Genomic DNA, 21063 nt, shown 5'->3' with positions numbered 1-21063 from the left:
GACGCCGTGCCCAAGCTGTCGTACCTCAAGGCCCTGCACCGCGCGCTCCGCGACGAGATGGACCGCGACGAGTCGGTGTTCGTGCTGGGCGAGGACATGAACTTCGCCCTCACCAACACCACCTCCGGCTTCCTGGACCGCTTCGGCGCCGACCGGGTGCTGGAGATGCCGCTGTCGGAGCAGGGCTTCACCAACTTCGCCACCGGCGCCGCGCTGGCCGGTCGGCGCCCGGTGGTGGAGTTCCAGATCCCGTTCCTGCTGCTGCTGGTGTTCGAGCAGATCACCAACCAGGCCAACAAGTTCCTGCTCATGAGCGGCGGGCAGCGCAGCGTCCCGGTCACCTACCTGATGCCCGCGGGCGGGCACCGGCCCGGCTGGGGCGCCCAGCACTCCGACCAGCCCTACAGCCTGTTCGCGCACATGGGCGTCAAGACGGTCCTCCCGGCCACCCCCACCGACGCCTACGGCCTGCTCACCACCGCGATCCGCGACGACGACCCGGTGGTGGTGATCGGCCCGCTGGCCTGCCTGGGTGTCCGCGAGGACGTCGACCACGCCGACCTGGTCCCGGTCCCGCTGGGGAAGGGCCGCATCCACCGCGCGGGCACCGACGTCACCCTGGTGGCCACCGGGCACCTGGTGCACGAGGCGATCGCGGTCGCCGACGACCTCGCCGGGGACATCTCGGTGGAGGTGTTCGACCCGCGCACGGTGTACCCGTTCGACTGGGACCTGCTGGCCGAGTCGGTCGGGCGCACCGGGCGCCTGGTCGTCGCCGACGACACCAACCGCTTCTCCGGCCTGGGCGCGGAGGTCCTGGCCACCGCCGCGGAGGAGCTGCCGCTGCGGGTGCCGCCGAAGCGGGTGAGCAGACCCGACGGCGCGGTCGTGGGCGCCGCCCCCGAACTGGACGCGGTGTTGCAGCCGACCCGCGAGCAGATCGCCGACGCCGTCCGCTCGGTGCTCAAGGAATCGGGGTGGGGCGCGTGAGGACGACACTCCCGGTGGTGGAGCGGGTGCCGGTGCCGTTCCGCGGCGACGGCGCGGGCACCGGACCGCTGACCTGGGGGCAGATCGGCATCTGGCAGGCCATCGCCGGGTCCGGCGAGTCGCGGACCATGGGCGGGTCCACCTCGATCGCGGGCCTCGGGCTCACCGTGGCCGACCTCACCGACCTGCTGGCCTACGTCATGCGCAGGCACCCGGCGCTGCGCACCCGGCTGGCCCTGCGCGCGGGCGCCGACCCGCTCCAGGTCTGCTCGGCGGAGGGCGAGGTGCCACTGGAGGTCGTCGACGCGGGCAGCGCCGACCCGGCCGAGGTCGCCGCCGCCCTGGAGGAGCGCTACGCCGCCGTCCCGTTCGACTACGAACACGAGTGGCCGGTGCGGATGGGCGTGGTCCGCGTCGGCACCGAGCTGACCCACATGGTCGCGGTCTACCTGCACCTGTCCATGGACGCCGGTGGCCTCGCCGCGCTCATCGCCGACATGGCCGCCCGCGACCCCGCCACCGGGGAAGGCCCCGACCTCGACGCCATGCCGCCGCTGGAGCAGGCCGCGCAACAACAGCGACCCGCCGCGCTGCGCCAGTCCGCTGCCGCGCTGCGCCACTTCGAGCGGGTGCTGCGCACCGCCCCGGTGAGCCGGTTCGGCCCACCCCGGCACACCGACCCGCGCCCGTACCGGATGGTCCGCTACCGCTCGCCCGCCACCCGGCTCGCCGTGGACGCGGTGGCCCGCCGCTCCGGGGTGAGCACGTCGGCGGTGCTGCTGGCCTGCTTCGCGGTCGGCCTGGCCCGGGTCACCGGGTCCAACCCGGTGCTGGCGATGCTCATGGTCGGCAACCGCTTCCGCCCCGGCTTCGCCCGGTCGGTGAGCACCCTGGTCCAGATCAGCCCGTACCTGATCGACGTCGGCGACACCACCGTGGCCGAGGCGGTCGCCAGGGCGGCGCGCAGCACGATGAACGCCTACAAGCACGCCTACTACGACCCCAACCACCAGGACGAGGTCCTGGCCCGGGTCAACGGCGAGCTGGGCACCCCGTTCGACTACTCCTGCTTCTACAACGACCGCCGCGCCGCCGACCGCGTCGCCGAGGACGCCCCCGACCCCACCCCGGAGCAGATCGCCGCCGCCCTGGCGCGGTCGGAGGTCCACTGGGAGGACGAGCCGGGGATGCCGAGGCAGAAGCTGTACCTGCACCTCGACGACCCGGTCGACCCGGTCACCGGGGAGGTGGTCGTCGACTTCGCGCTGTCGGTGGACACCCGGTACTTCACCGCCGCCGACACCGAGGCCGTGGTGCGCGCGATCGAGGCCGCCGCCGTGCAGGCCCACACCGACCCGGGAGCCCGCACGGGCGTTCCCGCCACCCCCGCCGAGCACCCCGGCCAGGCACCCGAGGAGGTGTCCGCATGATCGAGATCAAGTGACCCCGCCGCGCGGGCCGAACCCACCGTCCCCGCCGAGCACGCGGGCCAGATCCCCGGGAGGTGCGCACATGATCGAGATCAAGTGAGTCAGGCGAGCGCCGGGCGCAGGCCCGGCCCGTCGACACCGGTTGTGGGGGCGTGCCCCGCCCGCCCCCACAACACCCGGCCGCTCAACAGGTCCTGAGCACCCCGATCGCGGCCTCGGCGATCACCGTCTCCATGATGACCGGCAGTTCCAGCAGTTCCTCCGGGCTCAGGTGGTCGGTGTCGCCGCACACGGTGAACACCGTGCCCGCGTCGGTGTCGTCCACGTGCAGGTACAGCGTTTCCCCGGGAGGCGCCGGGAACGGCCAGGGCTCCCACTGCGCCGTCGCCCGCCCGAGGGCCGCCCGGACCTCCTCGGCGGAGGCGGTGGCCGGGGTGTCCCGGACGCGCCTGCGGTCGTTGAACAGCACGTCGGTGTGCACCTGCTCACCGCGTTCGGCGGACACCGAATCCAGCAGCGCCAACCGTTGCACCGGGTCGTGGTAGGCGTTCTTGTACGCGTGCAGCGAGGCCCGCCAGGCGTTGCCGACCACCGCGCGGAAGTCGGCGCCGGTGTCGATGGCGCACAGGCCGAACTGGCTCACCGCGCCGACCGACCCGGCCAGGTCCGGGCGGAACCGGTTGTGCACCACCAGCCGCACCACCGCCGTCGCCACCCCGGTCAGCCGGGCCACCGCCACCGCGTACGCCGCCAGCAGCACGTTGCCCGTGCCCTGCCCGGTGTTCTCGGCCAGCACGGCCGCCCCCAGCGCGGCGGCGGGGGAGGTGTGCAGCAGCTTGCGGTAGCCCACCCCCGGACCGCCGCGCCCGCGCGGGAAGCGGCGGGCGGGCGCCCCGCGCAGCAGGGTGCGCCAGCGCCGCAGCGCCCGGTCGCTCTGCGCGGTCCCGGCGGGGGAGTTCTGCCACCGCGCCTGTTCGCGCGGGGTCCGCCCGGTCGCGGGGTCCTTCCCGGCGACCTGGGCCAGGAGCAGGTCGAGGCCGCCGAGGTCGATGGCCAGGTGGTTGTAGAACGCCACCGCGTGGGTGAGCACACCGCCGTCCACCACCATCGCGGTGCGGATCGGCCAGTCGTTGACGCAGTCCACCCCGCGCTCGTCGTACCGGGCGAGGACGCCGCGCGCGGTCGCCTCCCCGTCCCCGTCCACGACGGGCACGACCTCCATCTCCACCTCACCTTCGGCGGCCACGGCCTGCTCGGCCAGCGAACCGCCCGCGCCGACGGTGAAGCGGGTGCGCATCGCCTCGTGCCGCACCAGGTCCCGCAGCACCCGGGCGCCGTCGTCGACGGTCGTGCCGGGCGGCAGCGGGACCAGCCCGCGCAACGAGATCACCGTCCCGGGGCCGCCGATGCACCACACCTCCCGCTGCCCCCACGACGACGGCGCGGACCCGCCCGGCAACCCCTCGAACGCGACCCGGACCGTCTCCACGGCGACCTCCGTCCTCCCCCGGTCACCCTCCCGCGTCCCCGGCGCACCGACAAGACTCCACTCAGCCGCAGCGGACCCGGGGCGCGGGCTCCACACCGGAGCGGTTCCCGGTCTCGAATTCCGGCGACCCGGCCGGTACCGTGGACCGGAACATTCCAGATAATGACACTATCTCGATGGTGCGTCGGTTTCGGGAGGTCCTGTGCGGGGACGGTTGGTCCGGGTCGCGGTGGCGGCGCTGGCGGTGCTCGGGCTGGCCTTCGCGGTGCCCACCGGGGGTCCGGCGTCCGCGCTCGGCTTCGACGCGAAGATCCAGATGATCCCGGTCGATGGCGGGGTGTCGCTGGAGGCGCTCGTGCTGCGCCCGTGGGGCAGCGGACCGCACCCGCTGGTGGTGTTCATCAGCCCGTGGTCGATGGACTGGACCGAGAACACCCTCCCCGCGCTCACCCTGGCGAACAAGGGCTACACCGTCGTCAGCTACGTCACCAGGGGCTTCAAGAACTCCGGCGGCGAGGTCGGCGTGGCGAGCCCGACCGACGTGCGCGACACCAGCACCGTTCTCGACTGGTCCCTGGCCAACACCGCCTCCGACGCCACGCGCATCGGCGTCTACGGCCTTTCCTACGGCGCGGGCATGGGCATCCTCGCCGCCGCCAAGGACAGCCGCATCAAGGCCGTGACCGCCCTCAGCGGCTGGTACGACCTGCCCGCCTCCTTCGCCCGCGACGACGTGCGCAGCGCCTCGGCCGGGAAGCTGCTCCACGACTCCGGCCGGGCGGGTGGGCGCCTCAGCGCCGAGACCGACCTGCGCCTGCGCCAGGTCATCGACCCGGCCCTGTCCGACGCCGACTACGCCGACCTGGTGGCGTGGGCGGAGATCCGCTCACCCAAGACGTACCTGGCCGAGCTGAACGCCAACAAACCGGCGATCCTCATCGAGCAGGCCTGGGGCGAGACGGCCTTCCCGCCCGGCCCCATGCTCGACTTCTACAACGCCTACCGGGGCCCCAAGCGCGTCGAGTTCCGCCCCGGCGACCACGCCACCCCGGAGATCCCCGCCCTGATGGGCCTGCCCACCGGCGTGCTCGACCCGGTCTACCGCTGGCTGGACGCGTACGTGGCGGGCACCGACAGGTCGATCACGACCGAACCGAACCTCCAGTACACCCCGCGCCCGGTGGCCCGCGGCACCGAGAGGTACACCGACACCGCCTCCGCCTTCGGCACCCCCAGGCGCTACCGGCTCACCGAGAACGCCCTGACCACCTCGACCGCGACCGGCCCCGCCTGGTCGAAGTCCATCGCCACCGACACCGACAGCGCGGTCTCCGGCGGGCAGGCCATGGTCACCGGCACCCTCCAGACCTTCCTCCTGGAACCCAGCCCGATCGACGTCAGCGCCCTGGACCGCACCGTCGCGGCGGTCTGGTCCGCCGAACCCACGTGGACGGCCACGACCCGCATCCGCGGCGCCGCCGCCCTGCACCTGCCCCACACCCCGTCGGCGGCCAAGGGCACCCTGATCGCCTACCTCCTCGACGTCGACCACCTGGGCAAGGCCCGCATCATCGGCTACGCCCCGCACGCCTGGGCGAACGCCGCCCCCGGCCAGCCCCGCGCGGCCGACTTCGCCTTCCAGCCCACCGCCTACGACCTGGACCCCGGCCACCGCCTGTCGGTCGTGGTGGACGGCAAGGACACCCTCTTCGTCGACGCCAACCAGCCCGGCAGCGGCGTCACCCTGACCAACACCGGCGGCGCCCACCTGGACCTCCCTGTGAGGTGAGCCGGGGCCGGTTAACAACATGTGTCCGGGACGTTCGCGGCGGCTCCGCGGTGATAGACCTTGGCCCATGCACCTGACGCCGCACGAGCGGGACAAACTGCTCGTCCACGTCGCCGCCGACGTCGCCAGGCGGCGGCTGGAACGCGGGGTGATCCTCAACCACCCCGAGGCGGTCGCGCTGATCACCGACCACGTGCTCGAAGGCGCGCGGGACGGGCGGTCGGTGGCCGAGCTGATGTCCAGCGGGCGGTCGGTGCTCTCCCGCGAGCAGGTGCGGGCCGGGGTGCCGGAGATGATCGACTCGGTGCAGGTCGAGGCGACGTTCCCGGACGGCACCAAGCTGGTCACCGTGCACGACCCGATCCCGTGATGGAGGGCCAGTTGATCCCCGGTGAGGTGATCCCCGGCGCGGAGCCGGTCGAGCTGAACCCCGGGCGGCCCCGGGTGCGGGTGACCGTCCTCAACGCCGCCGACCGGCCGGTGCAGGTCGGGTCGCACTACCACTTCGCCGCGGTGAACCCCGGGCTGGAGTTCGACCGCGAAGCCGCCCACGGCCACCGCCTCGACATCCCGGCGGGCACGTCCGTCCGGTTCGAACCGGGTGTGGACCGGGAGGTGGACCTGGTTCCGATCGCGGGCAACCGGGTCGTGCCGGGGCTGCGCCCGGAGTGGGCCGGGGAGCTGGACCGATGACCGGGCTGGACCGGGCCCGCTACGCCGCGCTGTACGGCCCCACCACCGGCGACCGCGTCCGGCTCGCCGACACGAACCTGCTCATCGAGGTCACCGAGGACCGCAGCCGGGGCCCCGCGGCGGGCGACGAGGTGCTCTTCGGCGGCGGCAAGGTCATCCGCGAGTCGATGGGCCAGGCCCGGGCCACCCGCGCCGAGGGCGCCCCCGACCTGGTCATCACCGGCGCGGTCATCCTCGACCACTGGGGCGTGGTCAAGGCCGACGTCGGCGTGCGCGACGGCCGGATCGTCGGCATCGGCAAGGCGGGCAACCCCGACACCATGGACGGGGTGGACCCGGCGCTGGTCATCGGCCCGTCCACGGAGGTGCTGGCGGGCAACGGCCGGGTGCTGACCGCGGGCGGCATCGACTGCCACGTCCACTTCATCACCCCGACCATCACCGACCAGGCGCTGGCCTCCGGCCTGACCACCCTCATCGGCGGCGGCACCGGCCCGGCCGACGGCACCAAGGCCACCAGCCTCACCCCCGGCGCCTGGAACCTGGGCCGGATGTTGCAGGCCATGGACCACCAGCCGGTCAACGTGCTGTTCCTGGGCAAGGGCAACACCGTCAGCGAGGAGGCCCTGCACGAGCAACTGCGCGGCGGCGCGGGCGGGTTCAAGCTGCACGAGGACTGGGGCACCACCCCGGCGGCGATCGACACCTGCCTGACCGTGGCCGACCGGTCCGGGGTGCAGGTCGCCATCCACACCGACACGCTCAACGAGGCCGGTTTCGTCGAGTCCACCCTGGCCGCGATCCGCGGCCGGTCCATCAACGCCTACCACACCGAGGGCGCGGGCGGCGGGCACGCGCCGGACATCATCCGCGTGGTCGGCGAGGCGAACGTGCTGCCGTCCTCGACCAACCCGACCCGGCCGCACACGGTCAACACCATCGACGAGCACCTCGACATGCTGATGGTCTGCCACCACCTGAACCCCTCGATCGCCGAGGACCTGGCCTTCGCCGAGTCCCGCATCCGGCCCTCCACCATCGCCGCCGAGGACGTGCTGCACGACCTGGGCGCCATCTCGATGATCGGCTCCGACTCCCAGGCCATGGGCCGGGTCGGCGAGGTCATCATCCGCACCTGGCAGACCGCGCACGTCAACAAGGCCCGCCGCGGCGCGCTCGCGGGCGACGGCGCGGCCGACAACCTCCGCGCCCGCCGCTACGTCGCCAAGTACACGATCAACCCGGCCATCGCGCACGGGATGGACACCCACATCGGCTCGGTGGAGGTCGGCAAGCTCGCCGACCTGGTGCTGTGGGAGCCCAAGTTCTTCGGCGTCCGCCCCCAGGTGGTCCTCAAGGCGGGGTTCATCGCCTACGCCGCGATGGGCGACGCGAACGCCTCCATCCCCACCCCGCAGCCGGTCCTGGCCCGCCCGATGTACGGCGCGGCCCCGACGCCCGCCGCCGCGAGCAGCCTGTACTTCGTCGCCGCCGAGGCCGACGATGACCTGGCCGACCGCTGGGGCCTGTCCACGCCGCTGGTCGCCGTCACCGACACCCGGCGGGTCGGCAAGCAGCACATGCTGGGCAACGACGCCACCCCGGACGTCCGGGTCGACCCGGACAGCTTCGCCGTGACCATCGACGGCGACCCCGTCGTGGCGGACCCGGTGGCGGAACTGCCCATGGCCCAGCGTTACTTCCTGTTCTGAGCCGGGATTCCACAATGGACATCAGCGCGCTCGTGCTGGCCGACTCCCGCTACCCCGGCGGCGGCCACGTGCACTCCGGCGGCCTGGAGGAAGCGGTGTCGCGCGGCCTGGTGCGGGGCGAGCGCGAACTGCCCGGGTTCCTCTTGGGACGGTTGCGCACCGCCGGTGAGCTGGCGGCCGTGTTCGCCGCGGCGGCGGCCCTGCTGCCCACCGACTGGGCCGGGCTGGACGCGGAACTCGACGCCCGCACACCCTCGCCCGCGCAGCGGACCGCGTCCCGGGCGCAAGGGCGCGGCACGATGCGCGCCGGTGTCCGCGCCTGGCCGTCGCCGGTGCTCGACGCCCTGCTCTCGGCGGTCCCCCGACCGCACCACCCGATCACCCTGGGCGCCCTGACCGGGGTCGCGGGCGGAAGCCCCGCCGACGCGGCGGCGGTCGCGGGCTACCTCGCGGTCAGCGGCCCGGCGAGCGCCGCCGTCCGCCTCCTGGGCCTGGACCCCTTCGCCGTCAACGCCATGGTCGCCGACCTGTCCGCCGAACTGCGCACCCAGGCCACCCGCGCCGCAGCGACGGCGGCGCTGCCCGCGGCGGACCTGCCCGCCCCCGGTTCCCCGGGCCTGGACCTGCTCGCCGAGGCCCACGCCCGCCACCACAAGGAAGAGGTACGGCTCTTTGCAAGCTGACCAGCACGGCCATGAACACAGCCACGGGCACGGCCATGGCCACACGCACACCGTGAACTTCGACCCCACGGCCACCGACCCGGACGCCCACGAGCCCACCCCGGCCACGGGCCGCGCGTTCCGCATCGGCATCGGCGGCCCCGTCGGCAGCGGCAAGACCGCCCTCACCGCCGCCCTGTGCCGGGCGTTGACCGAGGTCCGGCTGGCCGTCGTCACCAACGACATCTACACCACCGAGGACGCCGACTTCCTGCGCCGCGCGGGCGTCCTGGACACCGACCGCATCGAGGCCGTCCAGACCGGGGCCTGCCCGCACACCGCCATCCGCGACGACATCACCGCGAACCTGGACGCGGTCGAGGCGCTGGAGGAACGCCACCCCGGCCTGGAACTGGTCATCATCGAGAGCGGCGGCGACAACCTCACGGCGGTGTTCAGCCGGGGCCTGGTGGACGCCCAGGTCTTCGTGGTCGACGTGGCGGGCGGCGACAAGGTCCCCCGCAAGGGCGGCCCCGGGGTGACCACCGCCGACCTGCTGGTGATCAACAAGACCGACCTGGCCCCGCTGGTCGGCGCGGACATGGCGGTCATGGTCTCCGACGCCCACCGGATGCGCGGCACCCTGCCCGTGATCACCCAGTCCCTGGTCGAGACACCCGACGCGCCCGACGTCGCGGCCTGGGTCCGGGGCCTGCTGCGGTGATGCGCGCCCGGGCCCGCCTGGTGGTCGAGGCCGTCGGCCCCAGGTCGGTCATCCGGGTGCTGGAGTCCGCGGCGCCGCTGACCCTGCTCCCGCGGCGGGGGACCCGGGGCGCGGCGGTCGTCCACCTGGTCAACTCGGCGGCGGCGCCCCTGGGCGGCGACCACCTGACCCTGTCGGTGGAGGTGGCCCCGGGGGCCGCGCTCCGCCTGGTCGGCGTCGCGGCCACGGTCGCCCTCCCCGGCACCGGCCGCAGCGCCACCCACCTGCGCCTCACCATCGGCGACGGGGCGAGCTTCGAGCACCTGCCCGAACCGACGGTCGTCACCCGGCACGCGGACCACCACGCGACCCTGACCGCGGAGCTGACCGGCACCGCCCGCCTGCGCCTGCGCGAAACCCTGGTCCTGGGCCGGAAGTCGGAGGCCCCGGGGCACCTGACCACCGAAACCCACATCACCCACGACGCGCGCCCGCTGCTGCGGCAATCCCTCACCACCGGCGACCCCGCCACCGATCAATCCCTGGCGGGCCTGGCCGGGCACAAGGTCCTCACCACGGAGATCTCCGTGGGAACCCCACCGCCTCCCGCCCCGGTCAGCGGCGACTGGTGGTCCCTGGTGCCCCTCGGTCCCGCCACAGCCCCGCGCGGGTACCTGGCCACCGCCCTGGGCCCGGACGCGGTGACCGCGTCCGCCCGCCTGGGCGCCGCCCTGGCCGCCGCGACGGGCTGACCACCGCAACGGGGTGATCACCGCGATGGAGTGACCGCCGCCCGACCGGCGGCCACCTGGTGGGTCAGCGGTTCTGGAGGATGCGGCTGCCCAGCCACCCGACGTAGCCGAGGAGGCCGACGAGGCCGAGCTTGCGGGTCTTGGCGTTGCTCACCGCGAGGCCCAGGGCGAGTTCGGTCGCGCCGTTGCGCAGCACCCACTGCTTGGTGTCGCTCGGGAACGCCTTGACGGTGATCGGGACGAACGCCTTCGGTGCCACGAAGTGCGCCGCGCCGGTCCCCGCCAGCACCAGCCCGGCGGTCTTGGCCGACAGAGCCATCTCGGTCCCCTTTCCTCGACAGTGAGTCCACCCCGAACCCTACCCAGCAGTAGGTCCAAGTGGAAGGACCGGGTCGCCGCTCGTCGGCGGTGCCTGGACCTGCGCGTCCCAGGTTGCCGCGTCCCAGGTCGCACAGGGCGCGCTGTGCGCCCCCGGGGCGGGTTCCGGTGGGCCACGGTGGAGTCATGCCACCGGGCACCGCCCGGACGGCGCGGTCCACGACCCCCGCGAAGGGCGACACCATGAGCAAGGTCCTGATCGTCATGTCCGCCGCCGACACCTGGGAGCGCACCGACGGGTCGGCGTACCCGACCGGTTACTGGGCCGAGGAGGTCGCGGCGCCGCACCAGCGGTTCGTCGAGGCCGGTTTCACCGTCGACTTCGCCTCCCCGGGCGGGGTCCTCCAGCCGCTCGACCGGCACAGCGCCGACCCGGCGGTCGCCGGGGCGGACTGCGCCCGCCACGTGGAGCACGCCGAACGGGCCCTGCGCGAGTTCGGGCCGCTGCTCGACCTCGCCGAGGTCGACGTCGAGGACTACGCCGCGGTGGTGCTGCCCGGTGGGCACGGACCGGTGGTCGACCTGCACCGGGACGCCGACCTCGGGCGCCTGCTCACCGCGGCGGACGCGGCGGGCAAGCCCATCGCAGCCGTCTGCCACGGCCCGGCGGCCCTGCTGTCGGCTGTGGACCCCGAAGGCGGGTGGTTGTTCGCCGGGCGGCGGATGGCGGCCTTCACCGATGAGGAGGAGCGGCTGTTCGGCACCGCGGACGCCGCACCGTGGCTGCTCGCGACCCGGTTGCGCGAACTGGGCGCCGAACACCTGGCGGGACCCGCCTACGCGGCGTTCACCGTCCGGGACGGGAACCTGTTCACCGGCCAGAACCCCGCGTCGAGCGCCCCGATGGCCGAGGCCGTGATCGCCGCGCTCACCCACCCCGACCACGGGCCCGTCCACCCCGGCTGAGCCCGACCGCTGTGCCGGTTCCCCGACCCGCCGCCCGCACCGCGTTGTCCGGCTGACCGTGCCCGTGCGGGCGGCGCGGTGCCCGGACGCACCTGTGCCGCCGAGGTGTTCGGGCCTCGGCGGCACAGGCGTTCCGGGGTGGGGGGTCAGGCCCTGGCGGGCGCCGCCTCCTCGGTGCTTCCGGCCTCCTCGGTGGCCTTGGCGTCCTCAGTGGCCTCTTCCGCCCTCTGCCGCTCCATGCCGGTGGTGGTCAGCAGCGGCTTCTCCTTGATGAACAGGATCGCCACCACGGTGATGATCGACAGCGCCGCGGCCACCAGCAGGATGGTCGCCGTCGCGTCGCCGTAGGCGGCGCGCACGATCTCGGCGATCGGCCCGGGCAACTGGTCGAGGTTGCCGATCCCGGCCGACGAGGACCCCGCCGGGACCTGCACGCCCGCCGCGCTGAGGCCGTCGGTGGTCAGCGAGGAGACCCGGTTCGCCAGGACGGCACCGAGGACGGAGACGCCGATCGTGCCGCCCAGGGAGCGGAAGAACGACACGGTCGAGCTGGCCGCGCCCAGGTCGGTGGCGGCGACGGTGTTCTGCACCGCCAGCACCAGGTTCTGCATGGTCATGCCCAGGCCGACGCCCAGCACGAACAGGAACGCGCCGAGCAGCACCATGTCGGTGGTGTGGTCGATCGTGCCGAGCAGGCCGAAGCCCGCCACCATCAGGATCGAACCGGCCACCAGGAACGACTTCCACTTGCCCAGCCGGGTGATCAGGATGCCCGACCCGGTCGCCGACACCATCGAACCGATGATCATCGGCAGCGTCAGCAGCCCCGCCGCGGTGGGGGAGTAGCCCCGGGCGATCTGGAAGTACTGCCCGAGGAACACGGCGCTGCCGAACAGCGCGGTGCCCACGGCGATGCTGGCGATGGTGGCCAGCGCGGTGGTCCGGTCGCGGAACAGCCGCAGCGGGATGATCGGCTCGGCGGCCCTGGTCTCCACGAACACCGCGGCGGCCAGCAGCACCACCCCGAGCCCGATCAGCAGCAGCGAGGTCGACGACCCCCAGGCGAACTGGTTGCCCGCCAGCGTCACCCAGATCAGCAGCGCGCTCACCCCGGCGGCGATCAGCGCGGCACCCAGGTAGTCGATCCGCACCTGGCGCTTGACCAGCGGCAGGTTCAGCGTGCGCTGCACCACGAGCAGCGAGATGACCGCCAGCGGCACGCACACGAAGAAGCACCACCGCCACCCCAGCCAACTGGTGTCCACGATGACCCCGCCCAGCAGCGGCCCACCGACCGTGGCGACCGACATCACCGCCGAGATCGGCCCGGTGTACTTCCCGCGCTCCCGGGGGCTGATCATCGCCGCGATCACGATGACCACCAGCGACTGCAACCCGCCCAGGCCCAGCCCCTGCAACACCCGCCACGCGATCAGCGTGTCGACCGATTGCGACAGCCCCGCCAGCACCGAGCCGACGGTGAAGATCCCGATGGCGAGCTGCACGAGCAGCTTCTTGCTGATCAGGTCGGCCAGCTTGCCCCAGATCGGGGTGCTGGCGGTCGAGGCGAGCAGGGTCGCGGTGATGACCCAGGTGTACTGGCTCTGCGTGCCGTGCAGCTCGCGGATGATCGTCGGCAGCGCGTTGGAGACGATGGTGGAGGACAGGAACGCGGTCAGCATCGCCAGGAGGAGCCCGGTCAGGGCCTCGATCACCCGGCGGTGGTCCATCCGGCCGCTCTCCTCGGCGGTGAGCGGCCTGGCGGCGGCCGCTCCAGTGGACGTGGTCACAGACTTCTCCTACACGTGATCGCGGGATGGCCCCACCCGGAGCCGGACGCTCTGCGGGGCATTGATCCTGGTTCGGACCCTGGCGGGCCACTGCGGTGCCGCCGCTCGGCGTGCGCAGCTCGGCGGCGGGACGCTGGTCATCGGGACGTCATGGGAAGGCGGGTCGCCTACGGCCACCCGTCCGGGGTCCGCGGGGCCCCGGCCCGGTCGTGTGCCGCTGTCGTGGCGAGCATGGCACCCCCCCAATCGGTTGATAGGTGCAACTATAGGTTGATTGGTTGTGGAACACAACTACTCGGGGTGTGACGTGGCGGACGGTCGGGTGGCCGCGCGGGGTCACCCGGGCCGTGCTGTGTGAAGTCCGCCGCGACCTCGGTTGTCGCGGGGGTGGGTCGAGTGGTTCCGCGCGGCTCGCCCGGGCACCGCCGGGCGACCGTCAGCGTTCGCCCGGTGTCCGCCGGTGGGACCACGTGTCGGCGTCGGTGGTGTAGCGCACCAGGAGTCGGGCGAACTGCGCGCGGTCCTCCGCCGACCAGGCGGCGGTGATGTCCTCGAACGCCTCCCGCTGCTCGGCGGCGAAGCGGTCGCGCTCGGCCGCGCCGCGCTCGGTGAGTTCGAGCACGGTCCGGCGGCCGTCGACCTGCGAAGCGGCCCGCCGCAGCAGGCCGTCGGCGATGCAGGCGGTCACCGTGCGGCTGGCCACCGGCTGCGCGACGCCCATCTCCGCGGCGAGCCCGCCGACGGTCATCTCCCCCGGGGCGTCGGTGATCACGTTCAGCACCAGGTTGCGCGACAGGTCCCGGCTGGAGGCCGGGATGCGCCTGCGCAGCCGCGACAGCGCCGGACCGATCCGGTCCAGCGGGGAGTCCTCGGCGGAACGCGCGCTGCTCACCCGGCGAAGTGTAGTACCCCTGGTATTTGCATAGCAACTGGCAAATGCATAGCATCGGGTATGCAACTGCGAGCGAGGAAGCGAGGTGGGCCTCCGTGGCCGTCACCGCAATCACCGGGGCCAGGGTCTTCGACGGGGAGAAGGCGTTGGGGGTGCGGACCGTCGTCCTCGACGGCCGCAGGATTCGCCAGGTCGGCGGCGAGGTCCCCGAGGGGGCCGAGGTCGTCGACGGCCGCGGCGCGACCCTGCTGCCCGGGCTGATCGACGCGCACGTCCACGTCGCCCCCGGCGCGCTGGCCCTGGCCCTGCGGTTCGGCGTCACCACCGAACTGGAGATGCAGGGCATGAACACCCGGGAGAACCGGGCGCACATCACCGAGGACGACGCGGTCGCCGACGTGCGGTCGGCGGGCTTCGCCATCACCCCGCCCGGCGGGCACCCGAGCGAGCTGATGCCCGAGGGCTTCCGACCCGATTGGGAGCTGCCGCCCACCCCACCGCTGATGCCGTTCAGCACCACACCGGAGGAGGCGGTGGCGTTCGTCCCGCACCTGCTCGCCCGGGGCTCCGACTACATCAAGTTCATGATCGACGACGGCAGCGTCGAGGGCCACCCCGGGCTGCCCGTGCTCGACCAGGCCACCCTGAACGCGGGCGTGGCCGAAGCCCACCGCCACGGCGCCCTCACCGTGGCGCACGCCCTGACCCTCGACGCCACCCGCATGGCCGCCGAGGCCGGGGTCGACGGCGTGGTCCACGTGTTCATGGACCGCCCGCACACCGAGGAGGTCGTCGACCTGGTGGCGGAGGCGGGGATGTTCGTCGTGCCGTGCGTGTGCCTCAACGCGTCCATGATGGGCACCACCGGCGACGAACTCGCCGACGACCCGCGGGTCGCCCGCCGCCTCGACGCCAAGTGGGACGAAACCCTGCGGTCGAGCTACAACCGCCACCCGCAGGGGAAACTGGAAGACGTCCTGGACACCGTGCGGGCACTGGCCGCCGCCGGTGTGGACCTGCTGGCGGGCACGGACGCCTCCATGGCGGAAACGTTCTTCGGCGGCGTCGCCCACGGCGCCAGCCTGCACCAGGAGTTGCGGTACCTCGTTGCGGCAGGCCTGACACCGCAACAGGCGTTGCGCGCGGCGACGGCCACCACGGCCCGCCGCTTCCACCTCGGCGACCGCGGCCGCGTCGCCGAAGGCCTCCGCGCCGACCTCCTCCTGGTCGACGGCGACCCCACGGAGAACGTCGACGACACCCTCAACACCCGCGCGATCTGGCGGCGGGGGGCGCGCTTGGCCGGGGCGTGACCCGAACGGCCGCGACACCGCCGTGCGCCTGTGCGGGAACCCGGGCACGCGGTGGTCCGGTCACCGGTTCGGACGGACGACCGGGCGTGGGCCCGGACGATGACCATGCTCGGCGGCACGGACGACTTCGAGTCGCCCGCCGTCGCAACCCCCGCCGGGCAGGTCCTCGTCCGGACCGCCGGTGGCGGCGGCCCGGAGTGCGGGTCCTGAGCCTCGCAGGGCTCAGGACCCGCACCCCGTGGGGCTCAGGTGGTCGGGACCTTCCGCGCGCCACCCCAACCGCGCTCGGTGAGCCGGGTGACGGCGCGGATCATGTCGTCGTTGGTGCCGCTGGTGGCACCGCGCACCAGGTCGGCGAGCCGCGGCCCGGCCTTCTCCGGCGAACCCGCGTCGAAGGGCGGCTGGGGGTCGTACTCCATCGCGAGTTGGGCCATCTTCGCCACGTCCTCACCGAACATCCGCGCCAGGACGACCAGGCCGAAGTCCAAGCCCGCGGTGACCCCGCCCCCGGTGATCAGGTTCCCGTCCACCACCACCCGCTCACTGACGTTCTCCGCCCCCAACAACCCCAACACGTCCCGCCCCGTCCAGTGCGTCGCGGCCCGGCGCCCCCGCAGCAGCCCGGCGGCCCCCAGGATCAACGAGCCCCCGCAGACGGCGGTGAGGTAGCGGGCGCGCCCACCACGATCCTCCAGGAACTCCAACACCTCCTCGTCCTCGGCCGTCGCCGCCTGGTCGCGCCCACCGGGCACGAACAGCACGTCCACCTCACCCGGGCACTGGGCGAACGTCGTCGTCGGGTGCACCCGCACCCCGGCGTCAGAGGTGATCGGCCCGAGGTCCTTCCACACCAACAGCACGTCCATGACGGGGGAGAACGCGGTGTGCGGGGCAACCAGGTCGAGCAGGGTCAACCCCGGGTAGAGCAGCATCGCCACAATCGGCCGCCCCGAGTCGACGGGGTTGGTGAACGGCGCCTGACTCATCGGTTTCTCCCGTGGTGTGGTCGTCTCGTGGAAACGACCACGAAGCTATCCGCGCCGACCCGCCCGTGACAGCGGCGAAAGCGCCACCTTCCCCCGGAAAAGCGCCACCGCGCGGTGACTTTCGGTGATGTTCGGCAATTTCAAGTAGCTCGTCGGTGGGCATCCGAAGTACGGCAAGCGGATCGCGGGGACAGCGGGTGAAAGGGTTGTCAGTCGACCGGGACTTCGGCCTGCCCACCCGGGTTGTGCGCGGTCGATGAGGTTCCCTTGGCCGCGCGGGGCCTGGCAGGATGCGTGAAGACGGACAACGGCACCACGACCGGACTGCTCCAGCGTCGGTGAGGGCATCGACGCCTTTTCCCTCCTTCGATGAACAACGCGATGAGCGCGGAGTGCAGGCGTGCCCGGACAGCAGGCGTTCGGCCGCGATCGGCACCCCGGGCACGCGCCTGGATCGAACCACCCCGGAAACGTCTGAAGAATTCAGAGGTCGGCCATGAGTTTGCAGCGCGTGATCACCGACGACCAGGACTTGCAGATAGCGCCCGTGTTCGCCCAGCGGATCGACGAGGACGTGATCCCGAAGGGACGGTTGCCCGAGGACCCGATGCCCGCGGGGGTGGCGGCGGGCATCGTGCAGTCCCGGCTGCTGCTCGACGGGCGGGCGGCGCTCAACCTCGCCACGTTCTGCACCACGGCGGCGGAGCCGGAACTGGAGCGGATCTACGCCGAGACCGCCCCGATCAACATCATGAACCGCGAGGAGTACCCGGCCAGCTCCCGCATCGAGCAGGAGTGCGTCAACGCGCTCGCGCACCTGTGGCACGAGGACGACGGCCGGTTCATCGGCTGCTCCACCAGCGGCAGCTCGGAAGCGGCCATGCTCGCCGGTCTGGCCATGCTGCGCCGGTGGCGCGAGAGCGGGGGCACCGGCAGGCCCAACATGGTGTTCGGGACGCACGTGCACGTGTGCTGGCCGAAGTTCTGCAACTACTGGGACGTGGAAGCGCGGATGGTGCCGCTCGCGGAGGGCCGCACGATCCTGGACCCGGCGCTGACCGCGGCGGCGGTCGACGAGAACACCATCGGTGTCGTCGCGGTGCTGGGCAGCACGCAGGACGGGCGCTACGACCCGGTCGCGGAGATCGCGGCCGCGCTCGACGGCGTGGCGGCCGACCGGGGCGTCGACGTGCCGCTGCACGTCGACGCGGCGAGCGGCGGGTTCGTCGCGCCGTTCCTCGACGCGGACTTCGCCTGGGACTTCACGCTGCCCCGAGTGGTGTCGATCAACGCGTCCGGGCACAAGTTCGGCCTGGTCTACCCCGGCGCCGGTTGGTGCCTGTGGCGCGACCCGGAGCACCTGCCTGAGTCGCTCATCTTCGACTGCAACGTGCTCGGCGGCCACCACCCCACGTTCACCCTCAACTTCTCCCGGCCCGCCTCCGGGGTGATCGCGCAGTACTACCAGTTCCTGCGCAACGGGATCGCCGGCTACCAGTTGATCGCGCAGCGGTGCCAGGAGGTCGCCCGGTACGTCGCGAAGGGCGTCGCGGCCATCGGACCGTTCGAGGTCATCAGCGACGGCGAGGACCTGCCCGTGGTGGCGCTGCGCGTGCGCGACCCGGAACGGGAGGGCTTCACCGTCTACCACCTGTCCGAAGCCCTCAAGGGCGACGGTTGGCACGTGCCCGCCTACAGCCTGCCGCCCGACCTGGAGCACGTGGACGTGATCCGCGTGGTGTGCAGGCAGGGCTTCACCCTCGACCTCGCGGCGAGGTTCCTCGAAAGCCTCGTCAAGCACGCCGAACGGCTGGCGGGCCACCCGTTCCCGCTGCCCGAGCCCGCGGCCGTGCTCAGCTTCGCGGACTGACCCCGTGCCCACCCTCTCGGAGCTGGAGGCCGACCCCTACCCGGCCTACGCGCGGCTGCGGGCCGACGAGCCGGTCACCTGGGTCCCCGAGGCCCGCCAGTGGCTGGTGACCGGCTGGCAGGACGTGCACACCGTGCTGACCGATGTGGAGCGGTTCACCACGGACCAGCCCGGGTCGCCGATGATCGGCGTGTGCGGCGGGACGCCGCTGCTGATGCGGGAGGGCGAACCCCACCGGGACGTGCGGGAGGCGGTCCACCACGACTTCGCCCCCCACCGGGCGGACGACTTCGTGGACACGATCGCCCGACCCATCGCCGAGAAGGCCGCCGACCAACTCGCCCCGTCCGCCCACGCCGACCTGGCCGCGCACTACTTCGAGCCGGTCGCGGCCACCGCCGTGACCACCCTGCTCGGCCTCGACCCCGACGAGGGAGCCGACACCCTGCGCCACTGGGGAAACCTGCTCACCGACGTGGCGAACAACTTCGGCCGCGACCCGGCGCTGGACGGGACCGTGGCCGCCGAACTGGCCCAGGACACGGCCGTGACCGCGGTCGTCGAACGGTTGCGGGCGGAACCGGACGGCTCGGTGATCTCCCACCTGCTGCACGCCAACCGCCCACGCGGCCTGCCACGCCCGGACCCCGACGTGCTGCCGGTCCTCAAGCACCTGGCGCTGAGCGCGATCGAGCCCGGCTGGCTGGCGGGCTGGACCCTCGCGGCGCTGTGGTCGACCCCCGGCCACCTCACCGAGGTCCGCGCCGACCGGGCACTGCTCGGCGCGGCGGTGCACGAGGCCCTGCGGTGGAGCGGCCCGGTCGGCGTCCTGGGCAGGCGCACCACCCGCGCGGTGACACTGGGCGGACGGCAACTCCCGGCGAACAGCGTGATAGCGGCAGCCATAGCCTCAGCCAACCGCGACGAAGCGGTGTTCACCGACCCGGACCGCTTCAACCCACACCGCGACCTGCGCACGCACCTCGGGTTCGGCACCGGCCCGCACCGGTGCCCAGCGGCCCCCCTGGTCACCGCCCTGGCACACACAGCCCTGGACGTCCTGCTCGACCGGATGCCAGACGTGCGGCCCGCCCCGGGCAGGCAGGCGGCACCACACGGCTGGAAGCTGCGCCTGCCCGGCCCCCTCGACGCGGTGTGGGAGGTGTGACCCCGTGTCGTGAACACACCACGCCGCTGCGGACCGGGCCACCACCGAGGTCGTCCCACTCACTGCCGGTGGGCTACCCGGACTGGAGTTCGGGGTGCACCCCATGCCCTGGTGCAGGAGATGACTTCTCCTGCACCAGGTGCCCCCGCACGTCAGCGGACAGCCTGCGGAGCAGTGCCAACAACCGTGCGGCGTCGTCGTCGTCCCAGTGGGCCAAGGCGGTGGTGAGCCTGCCCGCCCACTGGGCCCGGTGCTGATCGAGGCAGGCACGGCCGGAGTCGGTCAACCCCAACAGGCTCGCCCGCCCGTCCTGCGGGTCAGGCCGCCGCGAAACCAACCCCGCAGCACACAGCATCGCCACCTGCCTGCTCACCACGGACGGATCGACATCCAGCGCCCCGGCCAGCCTGCCCATCCGCTGCTCACCCTCCCGAGCCAACAACCCGAGCAGCGCGGCGGGCGCGTTGTGCAGGTCGTCGTCGGCACTGTGCACCGCCCGCCCGGCCCGCACGATCCAGCGCAACGCCTCGACCAGGTCAGACGCCGTTGTCGTGGCGATCATGTCGCCTCCCCAATCGGTTGATATCTGCAACTATAAGTTCATTGGTTGCGGAACACAACTAGCTGGGGTGTGATGTGGGAAACGGCCCCGGACAGGGGTGAGCGCCCACTCGGCCGGCGGGTTGCAGGGCTGGGGCGGGAAAGCCGGGCGCCACCAGGTTGCCCGCTCGCGCGGGGAAGACGTCTTGCTGGACATGGCGGTCATGCTGCTGGCGGGAACAGCCCCACTCGCGCGGGGAAGACGCGGGAGAAGGCCAGGGCAAAATCGGGGTCCAGGGAACAGCCCCGCTCGAGCGGAGAAGACCGCCGCTTCGGCTTCGTCCCGCAGGCGCTTGGCGGAACAGCCCCGCTCGCGCGGGGAAGACGTCGCAGCAGTGGGTGGCATCGGCCAGCACGTTGGGAACAGCCCCGCTCGCGCGGGGAAGACGTGCGCGGCGTGTGGCCCCGCGAGGTGCGCAAGGGAACAGCCCCGCTCGCGCGGGGAAGACCTTTTGCGTAGCTGTGCGTATCTATGCAATGGGGGAACAGCCCCGCTCGCGCGGGGAAGACACCGCCTGGACCGCCTGGACGATGCGCGTGGTGGGAACAGCCCCGCTCGCGCGGGGAAGACGCCATCACGCGCGCCGAGGCGTTCAAGGCCGTGGGAACAGCCCCGCTCGCGCGGGGAAGACGGTCGCCACGGTGACGGCTTGGAGGATGCCGAAGGAACAGCCCCGCTCGCGCGGGGAAGACCACAGGTACGGGCTGTCCGCCCCCGGATGCGTCGGAACAGCCCCGCTCGCGCGGGGAAGACGTCAGTTTGTTGTCAATCGCGTCCACGGCTTGCGGAACAGCCCCGCTCGCGCGGGGAAGACGAGATGCACACCTCCTCCGGTTTGGCCCGCGACGGAACAGCCCCGCTCGCGCGGGGAAGACGAATGGTGGCCCGGGTTGAAACCGTCCGGGTTGGGAACAGCCCCGCTCGCGCGGGGACGACGGT

Annotated in this window: 19 protein-coding genes and 1 CRISPR repeat array (1 of these 20 cut by a window edge); of the genes, 13 read left to right on the top strand and 6 right to left on the bottom strand. The window is 72.9% G+C overall.

Annotated elements, in window-relative coordinates; translation table 11 throughout:
* Nucleotides 1-6: 6 nt before the first annotated feature.
* The gene (locus UO65_RS21650) at nucleotides 7-990 is read left to right on the top strand and encodes an alpha-ketoacid dehydrogenase subunit beta (protein ID WP_035285597.1); all 984 of its coding nucleotides are present in this window, start codon (nucleotides 7-9) and stop codon (nucleotides 988-990) included.
* Nucleotides 987-2420 carry a condensation domain-containing protein gene (locus tag UO65_RS21645; RefSeq protein WP_152552201.1) on the top strand — a complete coding sequence of 478 codons (1434 nt, stop codon included), beginning with the start codon at nucleotides 987-989 and terminating at the stop codon, nucleotides 2418-2420. The genes UO65_RS21650 and UO65_RS21645 overlap by 4 nt, the downstream gene beginning before the upstream one ends.
* A gap of 184 nt (nucleotides 2421-2604) precedes the next feature.
* Here UO65_RS21645 and UO65_RS21640 read toward each other — a convergent pair whose 3' ends face one another.
* Nucleotides 2605-3909 (bottom strand): condensation domain-containing protein, encoded by a 1305-nt coding sequence (locus UO65_RS21640; protein ID WP_035285594.1) that lies wholly within the window; start codon nucleotides 3907-3909, stop codon nucleotides 2605-2607.
* A 202-nt stretch (nucleotides 3910-4111) separates the two neighbouring features.
* Here UO65_RS21640 and UO65_RS21635 point away from each other — a divergent pair, with 202 nt between their 5' ends.
* The 7 genes from UO65_RS21635 (at nucleotide 4112) to UO65_RS21605 (ending at nucleotide 10220) form a co-directional block, all read left to right on the top strand.
* On the top strand, nucleotides 4112-5698 hold the full coding sequence (locus tag UO65_RS21635; RefSeq protein WP_052021498.1) for a CocE/NonD family hydrolase: 1587 nt from the start codon (nucleotides 4112-4114) through the stop codon (nucleotides 5696-5698).
* Between the two features lie 67 nt (nucleotides 5699-5765).
* Nucleotides 5766-6068 (top strand): urease subunit gamma, encoded by a 303-nt coding sequence (locus tag UO65_RS21630; protein WP_035285592.1) that lies wholly within the window; start codon nucleotides 5766-5768, stop codon nucleotides 6066-6068.
* Nucleotides 6069-6079: 11 nt separating this feature from the next.
* Nucleotides 6080-6391: an urease subunit beta gene (locus UO65_RS21625; protein WP_035285677.1), complete on the top strand. Its 312-nt coding sequence runs from the start codon at nucleotides 6080-6082 to the stop codon at nucleotides 6389-6391.
* Nucleotides 6388-8103, top strand: a complete 1716-nt coding sequence (locus UO65_RS21620; protein ID WP_035285590.1) for an urease subunit alpha — start codon at nucleotides 6388-6390, stop codon at nucleotides 8101-8103. Before UO65_RS21625 ends, UO65_RS21620 begins: the two co-directional genes overlap by 4 nt.
* 14 nt (nucleotides 8104-8117) lie before the next feature.
* Nucleotides 8118-8786, top strand: a complete 669-nt coding sequence (locus UO65_RS21615; RefSeq protein ID WP_035285588.1) for an urease accessory protein UreF — start codon at nucleotides 8118-8120, stop codon at nucleotides 8784-8786.
* Nucleotides 8776-9489, top strand: coding sequence for an urease accessory protein UreG (gene ureG, locus UO65_RS21610; RefSeq protein ID WP_035285586.1), 714 nt, complete (start codon nucleotides 8776-8778; stop codon nucleotides 9487-9489). The genes UO65_RS21615 and ureG overlap by 11 nt, the downstream gene beginning before the upstream one ends.
* Nucleotides 9489-10220 (top strand): urease accessory protein UreD, encoded by a 732-nt coding sequence (locus UO65_RS21605; protein ID WP_035285585.1) that lies wholly within the window; start codon nucleotides 9489-9491, stop codon nucleotides 10218-10220. Before ureG ends, UO65_RS21605 begins: the two co-directional genes overlap by 1 nt.
* A 64-nt stretch (nucleotides 10221-10284) precedes the next feature.
* Here the strand turns inward: UO65_RS21605 and UO65_RS21600 are convergent, their stop codons facing one another.
* Entirely contained in the window at nucleotides 10285-10539 is a 255-nt protein-coding gene (locus tag UO65_RS21600; RefSeq protein WP_035285582.1) for a hypothetical protein, read from the bottom strand.
* Nucleotides 10540-10724: 185 nt separating this feature from the next.
* Here UO65_RS21600 and UO65_RS21595 point away from each other — a divergent pair, with 185 nt between their 5' ends.
* Nucleotides 10725-11504 carry a type 1 glutamine amidotransferase domain-containing protein gene (locus UO65_RS21595; protein ID WP_233427784.1) on the top strand — a complete coding sequence of 260 codons (780 nt, stop codon included), beginning with the start codon at nucleotides 10725-10727 and terminating at the stop codon, nucleotides 11502-11504.
* 146 nt (nucleotides 11505-11650) lie between these two features.
* Here UO65_RS21595 and UO65_RS21590 read toward each other — a convergent pair whose 3' ends face one another.
* Together UO65_RS21590 and UO65_RS21585 are read right to left on the bottom strand one after the other, a co-directional pair.
* Nucleotides 11651-13234: an MFS transporter gene (locus tag UO65_RS21590; protein ID WP_052021496.1), complete on the bottom strand. Its 1584-nt coding sequence runs from the start codon at nucleotides 13232-13234 to the stop codon at nucleotides 11651-11653.
* Nucleotides 13235-13730: 496 nt separating this feature from the next.
* Complete coding sequence (locus UO65_RS21585) at nucleotides 13731-14186, bottom strand: MarR family winged helix-turn-helix transcriptional regulator (protein WP_035285576.1); 456 nt, start codon at nucleotides 14184-14186, stop codon at nucleotides 13731-13733.
* 95 nt (nucleotides 14187-14281) lie between these two features.
* Here UO65_RS21585 and UO65_RS21580 point away from each other — a divergent pair, with 95 nt between their 5' ends.
* A complete protein-coding gene (locus UO65_RS21580) occupies nucleotides 14282-15499 on the top strand; it encodes an amidohydrolase family protein (RefSeq protein ID WP_035285573.1) in 1218 nt (405 codons plus the stop codon).
* Nucleotides 15500-15744: 245 nt separating this feature from the next.
* Here UO65_RS21580 and UO65_RS21570 read toward each other — a convergent pair whose 3' ends face one another.
* Entirely contained in the window at nucleotides 15745-16485 is a 741-nt protein-coding gene (locus UO65_RS21570; RefSeq protein WP_052021494.1) for a DJ-1/PfpI family protein, read from the bottom strand.
* A gap of 496 nt (nucleotides 16486-16981) precedes the next feature.
* On the opposite strand from UO65_RS21570, the gene UO65_RS21565 reads away from it, so the two are divergent.
* On the top strand, nucleotides 16982-18355 hold the full coding sequence (locus UO65_RS21565; protein WP_035285567.1) for a glutamate decarboxylase: 1374 nt from the start codon (nucleotides 16982-16984) through the stop codon (nucleotides 18353-18355).
* Nucleotides 18356-18359: 4 nt separating this feature from the next.
* A complete protein-coding gene (locus UO65_RS21560) occupies nucleotides 18360-19523 on the top strand; it encodes a cytochrome P450 (RefSeq protein ID WP_052021492.1) in 1164 nt (387 codons plus the stop codon).
* A 73-nt stretch (nucleotides 19524-19596) separates the two neighbouring features.
* Here the strand turns inward: UO65_RS21560 and UO65_RS21555 are convergent, their stop codons facing one another.
* Nucleotides 19597-20085: a MarR family winged helix-turn-helix transcriptional regulator gene (locus UO65_RS21555; protein ID WP_052021490.1), complete on the bottom strand. Its 489-nt coding sequence runs from the start codon at nucleotides 20083-20085 to the stop codon at nucleotides 19597-19599.
* A gap of 214 nt (nucleotides 20086-20299) precedes the next feature.
* Nucleotides 20300-21063: a CRISPR direct-repeat array (repeat unit 28 nt; unit sequence GGAACAGCCCCGCTCGCGCGGGGAAGAC); it runs 180 nt beyond the window's last position.

The sequence above is a fragment of the Actinokineospora spheciospongiae genome (assembly GCF_000564855.1).
In the GTDB taxonomy this organism is placed as follows: Bacteria; Actinomycetota; Actinomycetes; order Mycobacteriales; family Pseudonocardiaceae; genus Actinokineospora; species Actinokineospora spheciospongiae.
Note: the sequence above shows the minus strand (reverse complement) of the source record. Positions and strands in the feature narration are given on the sequence as shown.

Bases quoted from the DNA above. Each gene is read 5' to 3' on its own strand.
- UO65_RS21565 (WP_035285567.1), top strand. From the start codon at position 16,982: ATGAGTTTGCAGCGCGTGATCACCGACGACCAGGACTTGCAGATAGCG.
- UO65_RS21605 (WP_035285585.1), top strand. From the start codon at position 9,489: ATGCGCGCCCGGGCCCGCCTGGTGGTCGAGGCCGTCGGCCCCAGGTCG.
- UO65_RS21600 (WP_035285582.1), bottom strand. From the start codon at position 10,539: ATGGCTCTGTCGGCCAAGACCGCCGGGCTGGTGCTGGCGGGGACCGGC.
- UO65_RS21615 (WP_035285588.1), top strand. From the start codon at position 8,118: ATGGACATCAGCGCGCTCGTGCTGGCCGACTCCCGCTACCCCGGCGGC.
- UO65_RS21620 (WP_035285590.1), top strand. From the start codon at position 6,388: ATGACCGGGCTGGACCGGGCCCGCTACGCCGCGCTGTACGGCCCCACC.
- UO65_RS21590 (WP_052021496.1), bottom strand. From the start codon at position 13,234: ATGGACCACCGCCGGGTGATCGAGGCCCTGACCGGGCTCCTCCTGGCG.
- UO65_RS21595 (WP_233427784.1), top strand. From the start codon at position 10,725: ATGCCACCGGGCACCGCCCGGACGGCGCGGTCCACGACCCCCGCGAAG.
- UO65_RS21570 (WP_052021494.1), bottom strand. From the start codon at position 16,485: ATGAGTCAGGCGCCGTTCACCAACCCCGTCGACTCGGGGCGGCCGATT.
- UO65_RS21630 (WP_035285592.1), top strand. From the start codon at position 5,766: ATGCACCTGACGCCGCACGAGCGGGACAAACTGCTCGTCCACGTCGCC.
- UO65_RS21555 (WP_052021490.1), bottom strand. From the start codon at position 20,085: ATGATCGCCACGACAACGGCGTCTGACCTGGTCGAGGCGTTGCGCTGG.